The following is a 19,500-nucleotide window of genomic DNA, read 5'->3' on the forward strand; positions in this document are numbered from 1 at the left end:
TTGCCGTTACGGCGTGAGACAGATCGGCCGATCCCCCGCGCCCGGACTCAGCCGCCGCCCACCGTGAAGCCGATCTTCGCGCCTCCGCCGTCTCTGCGCAGCGCGAACGGGGTTCCGCCGTGGGCCAGGGCCACCTCCCGGACGATCGACAGGCCCAGACCCGAACCCGGGAGGGAGCGGGCGTCGGCGGCCCGGTAGAAGCGGTCGAAGATGCGGATCAGGTCCGCTTCGTCGATGCCGGGGCCCCGGTCCAGGACCTCCACCCGGACCGTGCCCGGGCGGGCGGGGCCGGTCACCGTGATCTCGATCGGGGCGCGGCCCGCGCGGTCGAACTTCGCCGCGTTCTCCACGAGGTTCGACACCGCGCGCGTCAGCATGCCCGGCCGCCCGTCCGTCGTGGTGTCCCCGCTCGCCCGGACCACGATCTCGCGCCCGGTGCGGCGCCGCGCCAGCCCCGCCACGTCCTCCGCGATGTCGGCGAGGTCCACCCGCTGCGGCGGCTCGGTGTCGGACTGGCCGGCCGCGAGATCGACCAGCTCGTTGACCAGGTCGGTCAGTTCGCGGGCCTCCTGGCCCAGGTCCGCGACCAGTTCGGCGCGGGTCTCGGGCGGCAGCTCGTCGATCCGGCGCAGCAGCGAGATGTTGGTGCGCAGGGACGTCAGCGGCGTCCGCAGCTCGTGCCCCGCGTCCTGGACCAGGCGCCGCTGGTCGTCCTCCGACTGCGCCAGCCGGCCCAGCATGCGGTCGAAGGCCCGGCCGAGGCGACCCACCTCGTCGTACCCCGTCACCGGCACCTGGATCCCGAGGCGGCGGGTGCGGGCGACGTCCTCCGCGGCCGAGGTGAGGATCACCAGCCGGCGGGTGATGCGCCGGGCCAGCCACCAGCCGAACAGCCCGGCCGCGACCACCACGGCCGCCATCAGGATCAGGGTGCGCTGCTGGAGCGCCCGCAGCAGGTCCTCGGTGTCGCTGAACTCCTGCGCGACCTGCACCGCGCCCCGGCCGCCGCCGAGCGAGACGGTCGCGACCCGGTAGACGTCGCTGCCGACGTCGACGTCCTTGTGCTCGGCCAGCCGCCCGGCGTCCACCGCGGCCGCCACGCGACGGTCGGCGTCCACGACGGGCAGACCCGGGCTGCCGGGGTCGACGACCGAGCCGTCCGCCCCCAGCACCTGCACATCGGTACGGGCCGGGCGGACCAGATCGTGTCCGGGCGCCGACGAGGAGAAGTCCTCCGGCGTCATCCGGTGCTCCCGCACCTCGTCCCGCAGATCCTGCACGACCTCGTCGAACACGGACTGCTGGTCCACCCGGACCAGCCGGGCGGCGGCCCCGTACGACAGGATCCCGACGAGGACGGTGACGGCGGCCGTGACCGCCGCGAAGGACACCGCGAAGGTGGTCGCGAGCGAGACCAGACCGGGCCGGCGTCTGCGCAGCAGCCGCGCGAGGCGGCCCACTCAGTCCTCCCGCAGCACGTAACCCACGCCCCGCACGGTATGGATCAGCTGCGGGGCACCCGGCTCGTCCAGCTTCCGCCGCAGATAGCCGACGTAGACGGCGAGGTTCTTCGACCCCGGCCCGAAGTCGTACCCCCAGATCCGGTCGTAGATCGTGGAGTGGTCGAGCACGATCCCGCTGTTGCGCACGAGCAGCTCCAGCAGCTCGAACTCGGTGCGGGTCAGCTCCAGCTCCCGGCCGTCCCGCCAGACCCGCCGCGCCTGCGGGTCCATCTTCAGCCCGGCCGCCTCCAGATACCGCTCGGGCACCGGCGGCCTGGGCGCCTCGACAGGGGCGCCCCCGCCCGCCCCGCCGGTACGGCGAAGCAGGGCGCGCAGCCGGGCGAAGACCTCTTCGACGTCGAAGGGCTTGAGGACGTAGTCGTCGGCACCCGCGTCCAGGCCCGCGATCCGGTCCTGGGTCTCCACGAGCGCCGTCAGCATCAGGATCGGCGTCCGGTCCCCCTCGGCGCGCAGCACCCGGCAGACCTGGAGCCCGTCGATCCCCGGCATCATCACATCCAGCACCAGCACATCGGGCGGGGTGCGGTGGGCCTGCGCCAGCGCCTCGACACCGTCGGCGACCGCGGTGACCCGGTACCCCTCCAGGGTCAGGGCGCGCTCCAGCGCGTGACGGATGGCGCGGTCGTCTTCGGCGAGCAGCACGGTCTGAGGCACGCTCCCCATACTGCCAAGGCGATCGCCGCTTCAGCCGGGCGAGCGACCCGACGATCAGCCTTTTTACCCCCCTCTCACCGTCACAGAGGCAACCGGAGGGCATACACCTACGGTCTTCTCACCACCGGACACCCGGGCGCCGACTCCAGACGCCCGAGCACCCCAGCGCCCAACGCCGGCCGGGCCCGGACCGCCCGGCCGGCGTCGATGGACACGCTGGCGCCTCAGGCCGCCGGTGCGCCCGTCGGTGACAGTGCCGCCAGCTGTTGGGCGAACGGGACCACCTCGAAGGCGTCCCTCGCCTTGGCCGACCTGGCCGAGTCGGGCTCCGGACGGTCCCCGGGCAGCAGCGCCGCCAGTTCGCCCGCCGCCCGCTCGATCCGCCGGTCCAGCCCCTCCGCGCCCCAGTCCTCCGAGGCGGCGTACACCCCGGTCGGCACGACGACGGCCCGCAGGTAGGAGAAGAGCGGCCGCAGCGCGTGGTCCAGCACCAGCGAGTGCCGCGCGCTGCCGCCGGTCGCCGCGATGAGCACCGGCTTCCCGACCAGCGCGTCCTTGTCGAGGACGTCGAAGAACGACTTGAACAGTCCGCTGTACGACGCCGAGAACACCGGCGTGACCACGATCAGCGCGTCCGCCCGGGCCACGGCGTCCTGCGCGGCGGCGAGGGCACGCCCCGGAAACCCGCTGGTGAGGTGGTGGGCGATCTCCACGGCGAGGTCGCGGACCTCGACGACCTGCACCTCGGCCGGAGCGATCCGATCCACCGCGGCCGCCAGCCGGTCGGCCAGCAGTCGCGTGGAGGACGGCACGCTCAGTCCCGCAGAGACGACGACGAGCTTCATGCGACGGTCTCCTTCTTCGCTTCGGACTTCACTTCGGCGACCAGCGACGCGTGGGTCGGCGCCTCGGGGACATCCTTCGCGCGGCCCTTCGCGAATTCCTCGCGCAGCACTGGAACGACCTGCTCGCCCAGCATGTCGATCTGCTCCAGGACGGTCTTCAGCGGCAGTCCCGCGTGGTCCACCAGGAACAGCTGGCGCTGGTAGTCACCGGCGTACTCGCGGAAGGCCAGCGTCTTCTCGATGACCTGCTCCGGGGAGCCGACGGTCAGCGGGGTCTGGTCGGTGAAGTCCTCCAGGGACGGCCCGTGCCCGTAGACCGGTGCGACGTCGAAGTACGGCCGGAACTCCCGCACCGCGTCCTGGGAGTTCTTCCGCATGAAGATCTGCCCGCCGAGCCCCACGATCGCCTGCTCGGGCGTGCCGTGGCCGTAGTGCGCGTACCGGCTCCGGTACAGCTCGACCATCCGCTTGGTGTGGTCGGCCAGCCAGAAGATGTTGTTGTGGAAGAAGCCGTCGCCGTAGTACGCGGCCTGCTCGGCGATCTCGGGCGAGCGGATGGAGCCGTGCCAGACGAAGGGCGGTACGCCGTCCAGGGGGCGGGGCGTGGCGGTGAAGCCCTGAAGCGCCGTACGGAACTTCCCCTCCCAGTTGACGACGTCCTCGCGCCACAGGCGGCGCAGCAGGGCGTAGTTCTCGATGGCGAGGTTGATGCCCTCGCGGATGTCCTGCCCGAACCAGGGGTAGACCGGGCCGGTGTTGCCGCGGCCCATCATCAGGTCCACCCGGCCGTCGGCCAGGTGCTGGAGCATCGCGAAGTCCTCGGCGATCTTCACCGGGTCGTTCGTGGTGATGAGGGTGGTGGAGGTCGAGAGGATGAGCCTCTCGGTCTGCGCGGCGATGTAGCCGAGCATCGTGGTCGGCGACGAGGGCACGAACGGCGGGTTGTGGTGCTCGCCGGTCGCGAAGACGTCGAGCCCGACCTCCTCGGCCTTCAGCGCGATCGCGACCATGGCCTTGATGCGCTCGCGTTCGGTCGGCGTCCGGCCCGTGGTGGGGTCCGGCGTGACATCACCGACGCTGAAGATCCCGAACTGCATGGTCGCTCACCCTCCAGGTTGTTGACCGTTCAACTATACCGCTGAACCACCACCCCTGCCCCCTTATTCCGCTCGACCGACCACCCCTGGGGGAAGGCCGGCGAAGCCGCCTGGCCCCAGGGGCGCGGGGAACTGCGCGACAAGCCACAGACAACCCGCACCCGCCCCACCACAGCCCCCACCACCCCCCTAGGCGCCCGGCAAAACGACTACGGCACCAGGACCAGCCGCCCCCGCACCCCGCCCTCCGCAAGCCGCGCATGCGCCTTCACCGCGTCCCCCAACGGAAACGTCTCCGCCACCCGCAACGTCAGCACCCCCTCCTCGACCAGCCCCACCAGCTCACCGAGCCGCGCCCCATCCGCACTCACCTCGACGGCAGTCGTCCGCACCCCCCGCACCGACGCCGGCTGAGCCTGCGGAATGACACCGACGTACACACCCCCGTCCCGCACCCACTCCAGCGCCGCCTCCCCGAGCACCGCCGCGTCCAGTACGACATCGAAGGCCCCCGCCTCGACCGCACCGGACGTGAAGTGCGCGGCCCCCAGCGACCGTACGAGCTCCTCGTCCCCCTCCCGGGCCAGCCCGGTCACCGAAATCCCCCGCCGGGAGGCGAGTTGGATGACGAACCCGCCGACCGCACCCGCCGCACCGGTCACCAGCAGGGACTGCCCTTCCTCCAACTCCGCGAGATCCAGGGCCTGTACGGCGGCCAGCGCGTTCAGCGGAAGGGTCGCCGCGTGCACGACGTCGACCGTCCTCGGCGCCCGCGCCACCGCGTCCGTGTCCAGGACGACGTACTCGGCGTGCGTGCCCAGCGGCGCGACCATGCCGTAGTCGAGCCCGACCACCTCGTCCCCCACGTTCCAGGCACTCGCGACCCCGACGGCGTCCACCGTCCCGGCGACATCCCAACCGAGTCCGAGCTGCTTGCCCGCGCCCCCGAAGACGCCCTGCCGCACCCCCGCGTCCACCGGGTTCAGCGCGGCCGCCGCCACCTTGATCCGTATCTGTCGCGCGGCGGGCTCGGGCACCTCGGTCTCCACGACCTCCACGGCCTCGGGCCCACCGAACGCGTTCACCACAACAGCACGCATGCCAAGTCTCCTGGTTTTGTTGGCGTTTGGCGGGGATTCCCCGCTCGGGGGGATCCCCCCTCACTGCCGACAACCCTAGGAAGAGCTACTATCTATTCGTAAGTAGTTACCTGGAAGTGCGTAAGCACCCCGGAGGTGAGCCATGCCGACCATGACCGCGGCCCAGCGGCGCGAGCAGGCCCGTGTCGAGTACGACGCGTTCATCCGGGGCTGCCCCACCAACCAGCTCCTGGACCGCCTCAGCGACAAGTGGGTCAGCCTCGTCGTCGCCGCCCTCTCCACCGGCCCGATGCGCTACAGCGACCTCACCCGCAAGATCGCCGGCGTCAGCCCCAAGATGCTCACGCAGACCCTGCGCGCACTGGAACGCGACGGCATCCTCGACCGCACGGTCACCCCGTCCGTCCCGGTCCGCGTCGACTACGAGCTCACCCCGCTCGGCCACAGCCTGGCCGTACTCCTGACCGCGGTGAAGAACTGGGCGGAGACCCACATCGACGAGGTCCACGAGGCCCGCGAGCGCTACGACACCACCGGCTGACCGACCGCCGGGCCGGGCCGGGCCCCGTCAGCTCGGCGACCCGCCCGGTGGTCACCGGCCCCCCTTCGAGGGCCGGCAGGTCGGCGGCGGAAAGGACGCGACCGCGGACAGATCCGCCCATCCCCCGGCGCTCAGAAGTAGTACGTGTCCCCCGTGTCCAGGACCAGCACCCGCTGGCGGTCGTTCATGTGGTTCCGGTCCACCACACCCGCGCTCCACACCGTGTCGATCTCCAGCAGGGCCTCGGACGGCTCGCCCCTCAGACGTAGCCGCAGGCCGATCTGGTCCCCCAGTCCGTCCGCCGCCAGCGCGCCCACCCGGCACAGCACCGCCCTCGGGCCCGACCGCGCGCACCCGTCCGGCAGCAGCTGCCGGTTCGCCAGCGGTTCCGACCAGCGCAGCCGCACGGTCGCGTCGGGCACCGCCGACGGCCCGTGATTCCGCGGCGTGAACCGCACGTCGACGTGGCCCGCGGCCATGGAGACGGCACCGTGATAGGCCAGATCGGCCTCGGGCCCCTCGAAGGCGACCGGATCCGCGACGGCCCCCGCCCCTACCTCCCCGTCCGCGAACGCCCCCGGCGCCACTCCGCCGACCATCAGCACGGCCGCGACGCACACAGCAACAACCCGCATACCGGCACTCCTCACTCCAGCGTGGCCATACCGTCGGATGTATCCCACGCGGAGCGGACGACAGGCGCCCTCCATCAGGTGACTGGACCCGTATGGCCAGGTGACGTGGACCCATATGGCAGGCTGCGCGGCATGTTCGTCCTCCGCTCGGCCGCCCTCTTCGTCGTCGCCGCGCTCTTCGAGATCGGCGGTGCCTGGCTGGTCTGGCAGGGCGTACGGGAGCACCGCGGCTGGCTGTGGATGGCCGGCGGCGTGCTGGCCCTCGGCGCCTACGGTTTCGTCGCCACCTTCCAGCCCGACGCCCACTTCGGCCGCGTCCTCGCCGCGTACGGCGGGATCTTCGTCGCCGGCTCGATCCTGTGGGGCGCCGTCGCGGACGGCTACCGCCCCGACCGTTGGGACGTCACGGGCGCGCTGATCTGCCTCGCGGGCATGGCGGTGATCATGTGGGCGCCGCGGGGGAACTGAACGACGGGCGACTCACCCGGCGCGGTCCGGTCACCCGGCGTCTTCGGGCAGCAGCCCCAGCTGTCCCAGGAACTCCATCTGGTCGAAGTAGAGCCGGTAACTGACGATCCGGCCGTCCCGCACGGTCGCGAGGTCCACCCCGCGGATCCTGACCTCCTTCTGCGTCGCGGGCAGCGACTCCCCGGAGGGCAGCAGGATCGGGCCGGTGTTCCGCCCGCTGAAGATCCCCTCGTCGATGGCCGTGTCGTCGACCTCGTAGGCGTGCAGCGTCTCGTACGTCGCCTCCGTCACCGCGTCCGTCATCTGCCGCCAGTACTCGACGATGTTGTCCCGACCGTGGATCTCACCCTCGTCCACGGTGTACGCCACCGCGTCCTCCGCGAACAGCTCCCCCACGGCCTTGATGTCCGGATGCGTGGTCAGCGCCTCGGTGAGCCGATCCATGACCTCACGCGCTTCACCCATGATCCACCTCCACTACCAGAGGATCACCCACCTCGATTTTCCCACGCACCAGACGCCCCGGCCCGCTGCGGGACGAGGGCCCGACCCCTGCCGGGCGGGTGCCTGTCCCTCTACCTGGACGGGCGTCCGGCCCCCTGCCTGGGCCCCCTGCCCGGAAGGTGCCCGACCCCCTGCCAGGATCCCTGCCCGGCCACCGTCCGGCCCCACGGCCTGAGTCCCCACCCAGCCCCAGCCCGACCACCCGCCCGCCCCCACCTACCTGCACCCCCATGCAGCCCAGGCCCCAGCCCAGATCCCCGCCCGGACCGCTGGCTGAGACCCGAACCCCCTCCCCTCCCCACCCGCCTATCCTGGCGACAGCCATTCGTACGCACGCCCGAGGAGCACCCCATGGCCCCCGCCGCACCCTCCGCCGCGTCCCGCATCGCCGTCGTCACCGGTGCGAGCAGCGGAATCGGCGCCGCCACGGCCCGACAGCTCGCCGCCGCGGGCTACCGCGTCGTCCTGACCGCCCGCCGCAAGGACCGCATCGAGGCCCTGGAGGCGGAGATCAACGCGTCCGGCGGCCAGGCCACGGCGTACCAGCTGGACGTCACCGACCGCGCCGCCGTCGACGAGTTCGCCTCGGCCTTCCGCACGATCGGCGTCCTGGTCAACAACGCCGGCGGCGCGCTCGGCGCCGACCCGGTCGCGACCGGCGACCCGGCCGACTGGCGCACGATGTACGAGACGAACGTCCTCGGCACCCTGAACGTCACCCAGGCCCTCCTCCCCAAGCTCGTCGCGAGCGGCGACGGCACGGTGGTCGTCGTCTCCTCCACGGCCGGCCACGGCACCTACGAGGGCGGCGCCGGTTACGTCGCCGCCAAGCACGGCGCCCACGTCCTCGCCGAGACCCTCCGCCTGGAGATCGTGGGCCAGCCGGTCCGCGTCATCGAGATCGCACCCGGCATGGTGAAGACGGACGAGTTCGCCGTGACCCGCTTCGGCGGCGACAAGGAGAAGGCGGAGAAGGTCTACGAGGGTGTCGCCGAGCCCCTGACGGCCGACGACGTCGCCGAGACGATCACCTGGGCCGTCACCCGCCCCCACCACGTCAACGTCGACCTCCTGGTCCTGCGCCCGCGCGCCCAGGCGTCGAACACGAAGGTCCACAGGGAGCTGTAGAGATGCCCGACAGGGAGGACGCGGCGGAGTCGGACCGCCGCCACCTCGCGCTGGAGAAGAAGCGCGAACGGTTCGTCTGGTACTACCTCGCGTACTTCCTCTTCGGCATCCACATCGTGGCCTTCGTGATGATCTACGCGGTGACACACGCGAAGTAAATGCCAGGTCAGCACGGGCGGCGACCGCATATGGTCGCTGCCCGTGGACAGACACATACGCTTCGACGCCCTGCACAACTTCCGCGACCTGGGCGGCTACCGGGCCGCCGACGGCCGCAGGGTCCGCCCGGGAAGGCTCTACCGCGCCGACTCCCTGGGCAAGTTGACTCGCGACACCCCGGACTGGTCCCGCTTCCTCTCCCTGAACATCGGCACGGTGATCGATCTCCGCTACGACTGGGAGATCGAGGCCAGAGGCCGCATCCCGCAGGACGACTCCTTCTCGTACCACAACCTCAGCATCGAGCACCGCCCGTACAACCAGGCGGCGTTGGGCCCCGACATCGCCCCCGGCCCCTACCTGGCCGAACGCTTCATGGAAGTAGCCGAGGACGGCACGAAGGAAATCCGCCAGGCCCTGGAACTGGTAGCGGAATCAGCGCAGTCGGGCACCCCCTTGGCCTTCCACTGCGCCTCCGGCAAGGACCGCACGGGCGAACTGGCCGCCCTGATTCTCTCCTTGCTCGGTGTCGACGAGCACACGATCATCGAGGACTTCAGCCTGACGGAACTGGCGACCTCGTCCCTACTGGCGGACTGGCGAAAGAGAAACGACGGCAGATCCCCGAACTGGCCGGGTTTCGCCCGCGCCCCCGAGTCGGTGATGCGCCTGTTCCTGCAACTCCTGAAGGAGAGATACGGCTCGGTAGAGGGCTACGTCACGAAGGCCCTGGGCATGGACGCGGAAGTCCTCTCCTCGAAGCTTCGCGAAAACCTCCTGGAACCGGCCCCGACCACCTGGCACCCCCTCACCTACCGAAGGGCCCAGCCGGCGGACGCGACAACCCTGGTCCACCTCCGCGACTCCCTCTCCCTCTGGATGCTGGCCAGAGGAATCGACCAGTGGAAGCCCCAGGAGAAGACCGAGTCCCACTTCCTCACCCGCATGCAAGAGGGCGAAGTCTGGCTGGCCCACACAGGCAACACCCTGTCCGGCGCCTACGAACTCTGGTGGACCGACGAGGCGGCCTGGGGCCCCCGCCCCGCCGACGCCGGCTACATCCACCGCCTGATGACAACCCCCCACACGGCCCCGCCCAACACCGGCCGAGACCTCCTGACCCACGCAGAATCCCGCATCCGCGAGGCAGGCCTCCCCTACGCCCGCCTGGACTGCCTCTCCACCAACCCCCGCCTCCGCACGTACTACGAGTCCGCGGGCTACACGGTCGTGGGCGAACAGCCCGCAAAGGACGGCGGATTGGGCAGCCCCTACGCGGTGACCCTGCTGGAGAAGCCGCTCCAGTGACACGACGAAGGGCCCGAGCCACACCGGCTCGGGCCCTTGTGTCAGCCCTTCACGCAGACGACCTGCTTCAACTTCGCCACGACCTCCACCAGGTCCCGCTGCTGGTCGATGACCTGGTCGATCGACTTGTACGCACCCGGGATCTCGTCCACGACGCCGGAGTCCTTACGGCACTCCACACCCCGCGTCTGCTCCTCCAGGTCCTTCGTCGAGAAGCACCGCTTGGCCGCGTTACGGCTCATACGCCGACCCGCGCCGTGCGAGGCCGAGTTGAAGGCCTTCTCGTTGCCGAGGCCCTTCACGATGTACGACCCCGTGCCCATGGAGCCCGGGATGATGCCGTACTCGCCGGAACCGGCCCGGATCGCGCCCTTGCGGGTCACGAGCAGGTCCATCCCGTCGTAACGCTCCTCGGCCACGTAGTTGTGATGAGCGCTGATCTCCGGCTCGAAGGTCGGCTTCGCCTTCTTGAACTCCTTGCGGATCACGTCCTTGAGGAGCGCCATCATGATCGTGCGGTTGTACTTCGCGTACTCCTGCGCCCAGAAGAGGTCGTTGCGGTACGCCGCCATCTGCGGGGTCTGCGCGATGAAGACGGCGAGGTCACGGTCGACCAGGCCCTGGTTGTGCGGGAGCTTCTGGGCCACGCCGATGTGGTGCTCGGCGAGTTCCTTGCCGATGTTCCGGGAGCCGGAGTGGAGCATCAGCCAGACGGCACCGGTCGTGTCCGTGCACACCTCGACGAAGTGGTTTCCGGATCCGAGCGTTCCCATCTGCTTTCCGGCCCGCTCATGACGGAACTTGACCGCTTCGGCGATCCCGTCGAACCGCCCCCAGAAGTCGTCCCACCCCGCCGTACCGAACCCGTGCAACCGCCCCGGATCGACGGGACTGTCATGCATCCCCCGCCCCACCGGAATAGCCTGCTCGATCTTCGACCGCAGCCGAGACAGATCCCCCGGCAGATCATTCGCGGTGAGGGACGTCTTGACCGCCGACATCCCGCACCCGATGTCCACCCCCACCGCCGCAGGACACACAGCCCCCTGCATCGCGATGACCGACCCGACCGTTGCCCCCTTCCCGTAATGCACGTCCGGCATCACGGCGAGCCCCTTGATCCACGGCAGGGTCGCGACGTTGCGCAGCTGCTGGAGTGCGACGTCCTCGACCGACGCCGGGTCGGTCCACATGCGGATGGGTACCTTCGCGCCCGGCATTTCCACGTACGACATATCGTCCTCATTCCCCCGGAATTATCCAAAAGTCTTAAATCGCAAAACCGGCGCCAAGATCAACGAATAGGACAACGGACCGGCATCCACGGCTGTGCGTGCGATACACATGGTGCCCAGGGGTCACCCCCGCCCGGCAAGCGAATAAGCAGCGGGAACACGCACACAGTGAGAGGAGCCGACCGTGCAGCGGAAGGCCTATGTACCCGGCGTCGCGGCGCTCCTCGTGGCGTTGCTGGCCGGCTGCACCAGCGGCTCGGACGACGGCGGCACCACGGACGACGCGAACCCCGGTGACGCCGGCACCGCGTCGGCGGCCGCCGAACCCGGCCGCTACCGCACGCTCCCGGAGCCCTGCGCCGCGGTCGGCCAGAGCACGCTCGACGCGCTGCTGCCCGGCATCGCGCAGATCGCGGACGAGGCGCAGCGCGAGAAGGCGTACGAGGGAGAGCCGACGGTCACCTTCGACACGGACCGCAAGGTCGGCTGCCGTTGGAAGGTCGAGTCGACGGATGCGACCGACCGGCTGCTCGTCGATCTGGAGCGGGTGGTGTCGTACGAGAACGCGGTGAGCGACGACACCCAGGCGGAGACGCTGTTCGCGGAGAAGGCTGAGGCCGCCGATCTCCCGGAGCCGGCGAACTCCGAGTCGAGCACGTCCGACGTGGACACCGAGAGCGCCTCCCCGAGTTCGTCCCCTTCGTCCACGTCCGCCAGCTCCTCCCCGAGCGCCACGCCCTCCGATCTGCAGCCCCGGCTGCTCGACGACCTCGGCGACGAGGCGTTCCTGGACGACTCGCTCAGCAGCTCGGGTTCGACGGCTCAGCAGCGCACGGTGACTGTGGCGTTCCGCACGTCCAATGTGATCGTGACGGTCGTGTACGAGGAGCAGCCGGCGACGGTCGGTGTGGTGCCGGACAGCGAGGAAATGCAGGACAGGGCACGGGAGCTGGCCTCTCGGCTGGCGGACGCGCTGGCGGGTTGAGGGCCGCCCGGGCGCCTCGGCAAAGCGGCTGAACCAGAGCCGCACAGCTGCCTCACCGCGTACCGTGGCCCCTCGGACCCGATCCGACCGCAGGAGCACGAGCAGCGTCATGAGTGAAGGAACCATGCAGCGAGCAGCACAGCGATACCAGGGTGACCGGCGAGGCAAGCGTCTGAGCCGGGTAGTTCTCGGTGCGGCGGCAGTCCCGGTGATGCTGGTGGCGGCCGGCTGTTCCTCGGACTCCGGCTCGGACGACGCCGGTGGCAAGGAGTCCGCGGCCAGTGCCTCGGCGTCGGCGAGCGCGTCGCCGACCGTGCAGGCGGCGACGTACGCCTCGCTGCCCGATCCGTGCGACACCTTGTCCAAGGGCACGTTGGGTGATCTCGTGCCGAAGGCGTCGAAGTCCGGCAAGCAGGGCACCTCGGACGATGTGGCGACGCGGGGCAGTTGCTCCTGGTCGAGCCTGGACAACAACGGTGTCAAGGGCTCCCAGTTCCGCTGGCTGAACGTCTCGTTGCTCCGTTTCGACTCGGACGTCACGCGCGGCGAGGGCGACAAGCTGGCGCAGGAGTACTTCGACAAGCAGGTCCAGGACGCCCAGGCGGTGGAGGGCGCGAAGAACACCAAGACCGCGCCGGTCACCGGTACGGGCGAGGCGGCGACGCTGGTCACGTACGACCTGAAGAAGAAGGAAGGCTCCTTCAAGCAGCAGACGCTGGTCACGCGCGTCGAGAACGTCGTCGTGACCGTCGACTACAACGGCGCGGGTCTGGCCGGCGAGAAGACGCCGAGCGCGGACAGCCTGGCCAAGCTGGTGAAGAAGGCGGCCAAGGAGGCGGTGACCTCGGTGACGAAGGCGAACTCCGGCGGCGGCGTGGGTGCGGGTACGGGAAGCTCGGCGAGCCCCTCGCCGTCGAAGTCGGCGTCCAAGTCGCCCTCGACGTCTACGTCGAAGTCCGCATCTCCGTCCAAGTCGGCTGCGAAGAAGAGCTGAACAGAGGCTGACAGCGCCTACCGGCCACCCGTGCGCCGCACACATGTGCCACTCTGTTGCGCGCAACAACACGCAAGGGGAGGGGATTACGGGTGGCCGCGCCAGTGCAGTTGACCCGGACGCACCGCGTTCTCATCGGCGTCGTCGTGTTCGGTGCCGTGATCATCGCCGGTATCGGCTTCGCGGGGTCGTACGCGGCCGTCCGTGAACTCGCCATCCAAAAGGGCTTCGGGAACTTCAGTTACGTCTTCCCGATCGGCATCGACGCGGGTATCTGTGTCCTGCTGGCCCTGGACCTTCTCCTGACGTGGATCCGTATCCCGTTCCCGCTGCTGCGCCAGACGGCGTGGCTGCTGACGGCGGCGACGATCGCCTTCAACGGCGCGGCCGCGTGGCCGGATCCGCTCGGTGTGGGCATGCACGCGGTGATCCCGATCCTGTTCGTGGTCGCGGTCGAGGCCGCCCGGCACGCGATCGGCCGTATCGCGGACATCACGGCCGACAAGCACATGGAGGGGGTCCGCCTCACCCGCTGGCTCCTCTCCCCGCTGCCCACGTTCCTGCTGTGGCGCCGCATGAAGCTCTGGGAGCTCCGCTCCTACGAGCAGGTCATCAAGCTGGAGCAGGAGCGTCTGGTGTACCAGGCGAGGCTGCGGTCCCGCTTCGGCCGCGCCTGGCGGCGGAAGGCTCCGGTGGAGTCCCTGATGCCGCTGCGGCTCGCGCGCTACGGGGTCCCGCTGGCGGAGACGGCTCCGGCGGGCCTGGCGGCGGCGGGCATCGAGCCGGCCCTGCTCCCTCCGGCGCCGGTGCCGATGGCGACGCAGCAGGTCGAGGCGCCGGTGCCCCAGCGCGCCGTCGAGGCCGCGCCGGTCCCGCAGCAGGCGGTGGCTCCCGTCGAGGAGCAGTACCAGCAGGTGCCGGAGGAGAGCCCCTGGTTCGCTCCGCCCCAGCAGATCGAGTACCAGGGCGACTACGACCCCTCGTACGACCCGGAGCAGTACGCCCAGTGGTACGCGCAGGAGCAGCAGGCCGAGCAGTACTACCAGCAACAGCAGCAGCCGGTGTACGAGGAGCCCTCTTCGGAGGAGACCGGCAGCTTCCCGATCCCGGTCGGTCCCAGCCGTACCCGGGAGCTCGGCGAGGGCGGCGGCAGCCCCGAGCCGGACGAGGAGTCGTACTACCAGGTCTTCAAGAAGTCGATAACGGGCAGCGGCTACCCGACCCCGCGCGAGTTCAGCGAGAACGTGGAGGCGGAGTTCAGCCTCATGCTCCCGCCGGACGAGTCCAAGCGCATGGTCAACCGCTTCACGAACCGCTACAACGCGGAGCTGGAAGAGGACCACATCGCGTAGCGGGATCCGGTACGACGATGGGGGCGCCCGGTGCTGAACCGGGCGCCCCCATCGTCGTAGAACCGGCCTTTACGCCCCGAGCAGGGTCCGCACCCGCTCCTGTCCCACGGCCAGCAGCAGCGTGGGCAGTCGCGGACCGGTGTCCCGCCCGACCAGCAGGTGGTAGAGCAGCGCGAAGAACGTCCGCTGTGCGGTCTTGATCTCCGGCGGCAGCTCCTTGGGCGTGGCGTCGGCGGAGAACCCGGCCTGGACCTTGGGCACGCCGTAGACGAGGTGGGTCAGTCCGTCGAGCGACCAGTGCTCGGCGAGTCCGTCGACCAGCAGCCGCAGGGACTCCGTGGAGGCCTCGTCGAGGGACTTGAGCAGTTCGACGTCGGGCTCGTCGCGCACGATGGTCCGCTGGTCGGCGGGGACGTGCGTGTTGATCCAGGCCTCGGCCTTGTCGTAGCGCGGCCGGGCCTCGTCGAGCGAGCCCAGCGGGTTCGCGGGGTCGAGCTCGGACAGGATCCGCAGCGCCTGGTCGGCGTGCCCGGCGGTGATGTCCGCGACGGACGCGAGGGTCCGGTACGGCAGCGGCCGCGCGGTGCGGGGCAGCTCGCCGCCTGCCGTGCGCACCGCACGCGAGTGCGCGGCGACGTCGGCGGGCAGGGCGGAGCCGTCCGCGACCTTGGCGTCCAGCTTGTCCCACTCGTCGTAGAGCCGCTGGATCTCCTGGTCGAAGGCGATCTTGAAGGACTGGTTGGGCCGGCGCCGGGCGTAGAGCCACCGCAGCAGCTGCGGCTCCATGATCTGGAGCGCGTCACCGGGCGTGGGCACGCCACCCTTGGACGACGACATCTTCGCCATCCCGGAGATCCCCACGAAGGCGTACATGGGCCCGATGGGCTGCTTCCCGCCGAAGATCCCGACGATCTGCCCGCCGACCTGGAAGGAGGATCCCGGGGACGAGTGGTCCACACCGCTCGGCTCGAAGACGACGCCCTCGTACGCCCACCGCATCGGCCAGTCGACCTTCCAGACCAGCTTGCCGCGGTTGAACTCGTTGAGCCGCACGGTCTCGGAGAAGCCGCAGACGTCGCAGGTGTACGTCAGCTCGGTGCTGTCGTCGTCGTAGGCCGTGACGGTCGTCAGGTCCTTCTCGCAGTTGCCGCAGTACGGCTTGTACGGGAAGTACCCGGCGGCACCGGACGAGCCGTCGTCCTCGGCGGCGGCCCCGGACCCTTCGGCGGCTTCGAGCTCGGCCTCGTCGAGAGGCTTCTGCGACTGCTGCTTCTTGGCGGGGGCCTTCTTGGTCCGGTACTGGGCGAGGATCGCGTCGATGTCACCGCGGTGCTTCATGGCGTGCAGGATCTGCTCGCGGTACACCCCGGAGGTGTACTGCGCGGTCTGGCTGATCCCGTCGAACTCCACGCCCAGCTCGCCGAGCGCCTCGACCATGGCGGCCTTGAAGTGCTCGGCCCAGTTCGGGTACGACGATCCCTTCGGCGCGGGCACGGAGGTCAGCGGCTTGCCGATGTGCTCGGCCCAGGAGTCGTCGACGCCCGCGATGCCGGCCGGCACCTTGCGGTAGCGGTCGTAGTCGTCCCAGGAGATGAGGTGCCGGACCTGGAGCCCCCGGCGCCGGATCTCGTCGGCGACCAGGTGCGGGGTCATCACCTCACGCAGGTTCCCGAGGTGGATCGGCCCCGAGGGTGACAGCCCGGAAGCGACGACGACCGGTTTGCCCGGGGCCCGACGCTCCGACTCCTCGATGACCTCATCCGCGAAACGGGAGACCCAGTCGGTGGTCTCGGTGCTCTGAGCCACGGGGCACGTCCTTCTTTCTCCTGAGGCAGCCGGTACGGTCTACGGCTGGCGCTGCCATTGTCCCAGTTAGCCGGGCGAGCGCGAAAACGCCTTTACGCGACCGTGCCCGATAGGCGGCGCAGCCGCCTGTTAGGGGCGCGGGGAACTGCGCGACCAGCCCCCACGGCCCCGCACCCGGCATCGATACGGAAAAACCCCTTTGCGACCCCGTGGGATACTGACAGCGACTATCAACCCGGCCCCCGACCAGAACGGCACCCATACCCATGGCCCCGGTCACGTCCATCACCGCGAACGTCAACGCACGCCTCGCCGACGCCCTCACTTCCGCTCTCCCGGAAACCGACGGAGTCGACCCCCTGCTGCGACGTAGCGACCGGGCCGACTACCAGGCCAACGGGATCCTGGCCCTCGCCAAGAAGGCGAAGGCCAATCCCCGGGAACTGGCCGTCCAGGTCGTCGAGAAGATCACCAAGGGCGACCTGCTGGCGGACGTCGAGGTCTCGGGCCCCGGCTTCCTGAACATCACGGTCACCGACAAGGCGATCATCGACACCCTCGCCGCCCGCGCCGCCGACGGCGACCGTCTCGGCGTACCCCTCAAGGACAACCCCGGCATCACGGTCGTCGACTACGCCCAGCCGAACGTGGCGAAGGAGATGCACGTCGGCCACCTCCGCTCCGCGGTCATCGGCGACGCCCTCCGCAACATGCTCGACTTCACCGGCGAACAGACCATCGGCCGCCACCACATCGGCGACTGGGGCACCCAGTTCGGCATGCTCATCCAGTACCTGGTCGAGAACCCCGGCGAGTTGGCCCCGGCCGAGGACGTCGACGGCGAGCAGGCGATGTCGAACCTGAACCGGGTCTACAAGGCCTCGCGCGCGGTCTTCGACGCGGACGAGGAGTTCAAGGAGCGCGCGAGGAAGCGGGTCGTAGCCCTCCAGTCCGGCGACAAGGAAACTCTCGAACTCTGGCAGCAGTTCGTGGACGAGTCGAAGGTCTACTTCTACTCGGTCTTCGAGAAGCTGGACATGGAGATCCGCGACGAGGAGATCGTCGGCGAGTCCGCGTACAACGAGGGCATGCCCGAGACGGCCCGTCTCCTGGAGGAGATGGGCGTAGCAGTCCGCTCCGAGGGCGCACTGGTCGTCTTCTTCGACGAGATCCGCGGCAAGGACGACCAGCCGGTCCCCCTGATCGTGCAGAAGGCGGACGGCGGCTTCGGCTACGCGGCCTCCGACCTGACGGCGATCCGCAACCGTGTGGTCGACCTCAACGCGACGACGCTGCTGTACGTCGTGGACGTACGCCAGTCGCTGCACTTCAAGATGGTCTTCGAGACGGCCCGCCGCGCGGGTTGGCTCGGCGACGACGTGACGGCCCACAACATGGGCTACGGCACGGTGCTGGGCGCGGACGGCAAGCCGTTCAAGACGCGTGAGGGCGAGACGGTCAAGCTGGAGGACCTCCTGGACGAGGCCGTCGAGCGGGCCACTGCGGTCGTGCGCGAGAAGGCCGAGAAGGTGGGCCTGACCGAGGAGGAGATCGTCGAGAACGGCCGGTACGTCGGGATCGGCGCCGTGAAGTACGCGGACCTGTCGACCTCGCCGAGCCGGGACTACAAGTTCGACCTGGACCAGATGGTCTCGCTGAACGGCGACACCTCGGTCTACCTCCAGTACGCGTACGCCCGTATCAAGTCGATCCTGCGCAAGGCCGAGGACAAGCGGCCGACCGCCCACCCGGGGCTCGAACTCGCCCCGGCGGAGCGGGCGTTGGGCCTGCACTTGGACGCGTTCGGCGAGCTCCTCGCGGAGGCGACCGCGGAGTACGCACCGCACAAGCTGGCCGCGTACCTGTACCAACTGGCGTCGCTGTACACGACGTTCTACGACCAGTGCCCGGTCCTGAAGGCCGACACCGAGGAGCAGAAGGAGAACCGCCTGTTCCTCTGCGACCTGACCGCCCGCACCCTCCACCAGGGCATGGCCCTGCTCGGCATCAGGACGCCCGAGAAGCTCTGAACCGACACGGCGGCGGCCCGTCCTCCCCACCGGGAGGACGGGCCGCTGCCGTTTCGACGCGCTGCCCCTACACCCAGCTCGGCAGGTGCTCCTGCGTGTAGCGGGCCCCGAAGCCGCCGTGCGGCAGGATCTCGTCGATCGCGGCGAGGTCGGCCTCGGTCAGGGCGACGTCCGCGGCACCGGCGTTCTCCTCGATGCGCCGGACGCTGCGGGTGCCCGGGATGGGCACGATGTGCTCGCCACGGGTGAGCAGCCAGGCCAGGGCCAGCTGGGAGACGGTGGCGCCCTTGGCCGCGGCGAGTTCGCCGAGCCTGCTGACGGCCTCGACGTTCTTCTCGTAGTTGCCGGGCTGCCAGCGCGGGTCGGTGTTGCGCATGTCGGAGGCGTCGTACTCGCCGGCCGGCCTGGCGGTGCCGGTGATGAAGCCGCGGCCGAGCGGGGAGTAGGCGACGAAGCCGATGCCGAGTTCGTCGAGGACCGGGAAGAGCTGCTCGGTCTCCCGCTCGAACAGGGAGTACTCGGTCTGGAGCACGGACACCGGCTGCACGGCGTGGGCGCGGCGGATGGTCTGCGGTCCGGCCTCACTCAGGCCGAAGTACTTGACCTTGCCCGCGTCGATGAGCTCCTTGACGGTCCCGGCGACCTCCTCGATCGGCACGTTCGGGTCGACGCGGTGCTGGTAGAAGACGTCGATGTGGTCGACGCCGAGGAAGCGCAGGCTGTTGTCGGCGACCTTGCGGATGTTGTCGGGCCGGCTGTTGAGGCCGAATCCCTGGGACAGGTCGGACAGGTCGAAGCCGAACTTGGTGGCCAGGACCACGTCGTCGCGGAAGTCCTTGACCGCCTTGCCGACCAGGATCTCGTTGGAGCCGGTGCCCAGGCCGTAGAGCTCGGCGGTGTCGATGAAGGTGACGCCGAGCTCGTGGGCACGCTGGATGGCGGCGACTCCCTCCTGCTCGTCGCCGGGGCCGTAGGCCATGGTCAGGCCCATCGCGCCGTAGCCGAGCGCCGAGACGGTGAGGCCCTGGCTGCCCAGTGTCCGCTGCTGCATGACGTGCTCCTCGGTTCCATGACGAGTCAAACCAAAATGTTTGCTTTTATCGACCCTACGCCGCCCCACCCTCCTTCGCCAAACA

Annotated in this window: 19 protein-coding genes; 9 read left to right on the top strand and 10 right to left on the bottom strand. The window is 69.9% G+C overall.

The genetic code is table 11. The annotated features are described in order from the left end of the window. Nucleotides 1–47: 47 nt before the first annotated feature. The 5 genes from ACFY0U_RS41785 to ACFY0U_RS41805 all read right to left on the bottom strand — a co-directional run bounded on the left by ACFY0U_RS41785 (nt 48) and on the right by ACFY0U_RS41805 (nt 5,219). Nucleotides 48–1,460 (bottom strand): ATP-binding protein, encoded by a 1,413-nt coding sequence (locus ACFY0U_RS41785; RefSeq protein ID WP_388645225.1) that lies wholly within the window; start codon nt 1,458–1,460, stop codon nt 48–50. Next, nucleotides 1,461–2,186 (bottom strand): response regulator transcription factor, encoded by a 726-nt coding sequence (locus ACFY0U_RS41790; protein ID WP_388645227.1) that lies wholly within the window; start codon nt 2,184–2,186, stop codon nt 1,461–1,463. 215 nt (nt 2,187–2,401) lie between these two features. Further along, nucleotides 2,402–3,022 carry a CE1759 family FMN reductase gene (locus ACFY0U_RS41795; protein WP_388645229.1) on the bottom strand — a complete coding sequence of 207 codons (621 nt, stop codon included), beginning with the start codon at nt 3,020–3,022 and terminating at the stop codon, nt 2,402–2,404. Continuing rightward, entirely contained in the window at nt 3,019–4,119 is a 1,101-nt protein-coding gene (locus ACFY0U_RS41800) for an LLM class flavin-dependent oxidoreductase (RefSeq protein ID WP_388645231.1), read from the bottom strand. The genes ACFY0U_RS41795 and ACFY0U_RS41800 overlap by 4 nt, the downstream gene beginning before the upstream one ends. A 209-nt stretch (nt 4,120–4,328) precedes the next feature. Further along, the gene (locus ACFY0U_RS41805) at nt 4,329–5,219 is read right to left on the bottom strand and encodes an NADP-dependent oxidoreductase (protein WP_388645233.1); all 891 of its coding nucleotides are present in this window, start codon (nt 5,217–5,219) and stop codon (nt 4,329–4,331) included. A 142-nt stretch (nt 5,220–5,361) separates the two neighbouring features. Here ACFY0U_RS41805 and ACFY0U_RS41810 point away from each other — a divergent pair, with 142 nt between their 5' ends. After that, entirely contained in the window at nt 5,362–5,760 is a 399-nt protein-coding gene (locus tag ACFY0U_RS41810) for a winged helix-turn-helix transcriptional regulator (RefSeq protein WP_388645234.1), read from the top strand. 131 nt (nt 5,761–5,891) lie between these two features. On the opposite strand, the gene ACFY0U_RS41815 is transcribed toward ACFY0U_RS41810, so the two are convergent. Next, complete coding sequence (locus ACFY0U_RS41815) at nt 5,892–6,395, bottom strand: hypothetical protein (RefSeq protein ID WP_388645236.1); 504 nt, start codon at nt 6,393–6,395, stop codon at nt 5,892–5,894. Between the two features lie 132 nt (nt 6,396–6,527). Here ACFY0U_RS41815 and ACFY0U_RS41820 point away from each other — a divergent pair, with 132 nt between their 5' ends. Continuing rightward, nucleotides 6,528–6,863 (top strand): YnfA family protein, encoded by a 336-nt coding sequence (locus tag ACFY0U_RS41820; RefSeq protein WP_388645238.1) that lies wholly within the window; start codon nt 6,528–6,530, stop codon nt 6,861–6,863. Nucleotides 6,864–6,893: 30 nt separating this feature from the next. On the opposite strand, the gene ACFY0U_RS41825 is transcribed toward ACFY0U_RS41820, so the two are convergent. Next, nucleotides 6,894–7,328, bottom strand: a complete 435-nt coding sequence (locus ACFY0U_RS41825; protein ID WP_388645240.1) for an ester cyclase — start codon at nt 7,326–7,328, stop codon at nt 6,894–6,896. A gap of 390 nt (nt 7,329–7,718) precedes the next feature. On the opposite strand from ACFY0U_RS41825, the gene ACFY0U_RS41830 reads away from it, so the two are divergent. Genes ACFY0U_RS41830 through ACFY0U_RS41840 form a run of 3 tightly spaced genes read left to right on the top strand, consistent with a single transcriptional unit; the run spans nt 7,719 to nt 9,962 of the window. Further along, nucleotides 7,719–8,495 carry an SDR family NAD(P)-dependent oxidoreductase gene (locus tag ACFY0U_RS41830; protein WP_388645242.1) on the top strand — a complete coding sequence of 259 codons (777 nt, stop codon included), beginning with the start codon at nt 7,719–7,721 and terminating at the stop codon, nt 8,493–8,495. Between the two features lie 2 nt (nt 8,496–8,497). Then, complete coding sequence (locus ACFY0U_RS41835; RefSeq protein ID WP_388645244.1) at nt 8,498–8,653, top strand: hypothetical protein; 156 nt, start codon at nt 8,498–8,500, stop codon at nt 8,651–8,653. 43 nt (nt 8,654–8,696) lie between these two features. After that, on the top strand, nt 8,697–9,962 hold the full coding sequence (locus ACFY0U_RS41840; protein ID WP_388645246.1) for a tyrosine-protein phosphatase: 1,266 nt from the start codon (nt 8,697–8,699) through the stop codon (nt 9,960–9,962). A 41-nt stretch (nt 9,963–10,003) separates the two neighbouring features. On the opposite strand, the gene ACFY0U_RS41845 is transcribed toward ACFY0U_RS41840, so the two are convergent. Then, a complete protein-coding gene (locus ACFY0U_RS41845) occupies nt 10,004–11,197 on the bottom strand; it encodes an RtcB family protein (protein ID WP_388645248.1) in 1,194 nt (397 codons plus the stop codon). Between the two features lie 184 nt (nt 11,198–11,381). Here ACFY0U_RS41845 and ACFY0U_RS41850 point away from each other — a divergent pair, with 184 nt between their 5' ends. From ACFY0U_RS41850 to ACFY0U_RS41860, 3 genes are all read left to right on the top strand, one after another. Beyond that, entirely contained in the window at nt 11,382–12,182 is an 801-nt protein-coding gene (locus ACFY0U_RS41850) for a DUF3558 domain-containing protein (RefSeq protein ID WP_388645250.1), read from the top strand. A 124-nt stretch (nt 12,183–12,306) separates the two neighbouring features. Next, nucleotides 12,307–13,176, top strand: a complete 870-nt coding sequence (locus ACFY0U_RS41855; RefSeq protein WP_388645251.1) for a DUF3558 family protein — start codon at nt 12,307–12,309, stop codon at nt 13,174–13,176. A 92-nt stretch (nt 13,177–13,268) separates the two neighbouring features. After that, nucleotides 13,269–14,528: a DUF2637 domain-containing protein gene (locus tag ACFY0U_RS41860; protein ID WP_388645253.1), complete on the top strand. Its 1,260-nt coding sequence runs from the start codon at nt 13,269–13,271 to the stop codon at nt 14,526–14,528. A 69-nt stretch (nt 14,529–14,597) separates the two neighbouring features. Here ACFY0U_RS41860 and lysS read toward each other — a convergent pair whose 3' ends face one another. Continuing rightward, nucleotides 14,598–16,334 (bottom strand): lysine--tRNA ligase, encoded by a 1,737-nt coding sequence (gene lysS, locus ACFY0U_RS41865; protein WP_388645254.1) that lies wholly within the window; start codon nt 16,332–16,334, stop codon nt 14,598–14,600. Between the two features lie 266 nt (nt 16,335–16,600). On the opposite strand from lysS, the gene argS reads away from it, so the two are divergent. After that, the gene (gene argS, locus ACFY0U_RS41870; protein WP_388645256.1) at nt 16,601–18,364 is read left to right on the top strand and encodes an arginine--tRNA ligase; all 1,764 of its coding nucleotides are present in this window, start codon (nt 16,601–16,603) and stop codon (nt 18,362–18,364) included. 67 nt (nt 18,365–18,431) lie between these two features. On the opposite strand, the gene ACFY0U_RS41875 is transcribed toward argS, so the two are convergent. After that, the gene (locus ACFY0U_RS41875; protein WP_388645258.1) at nt 18,432–19,415 is read right to left on the bottom strand and encodes an aldo/keto reductase; all 984 of its coding nucleotides are present in this window, start codon (nt 19,413–19,415) and stop codon (nt 18,432–18,434) included. Nucleotides 19,416–19,500 lie beyond the last annotated feature (85 nt).

Origin of the sequence: Streptomyces sp. NPDC001536 (assembly GCF_042894505.1) — a bacterium.
GTDB lineage: Bacteria > Actinomycetota > Actinomycetes > Streptomycetales > Streptomycetaceae > Streptomyces.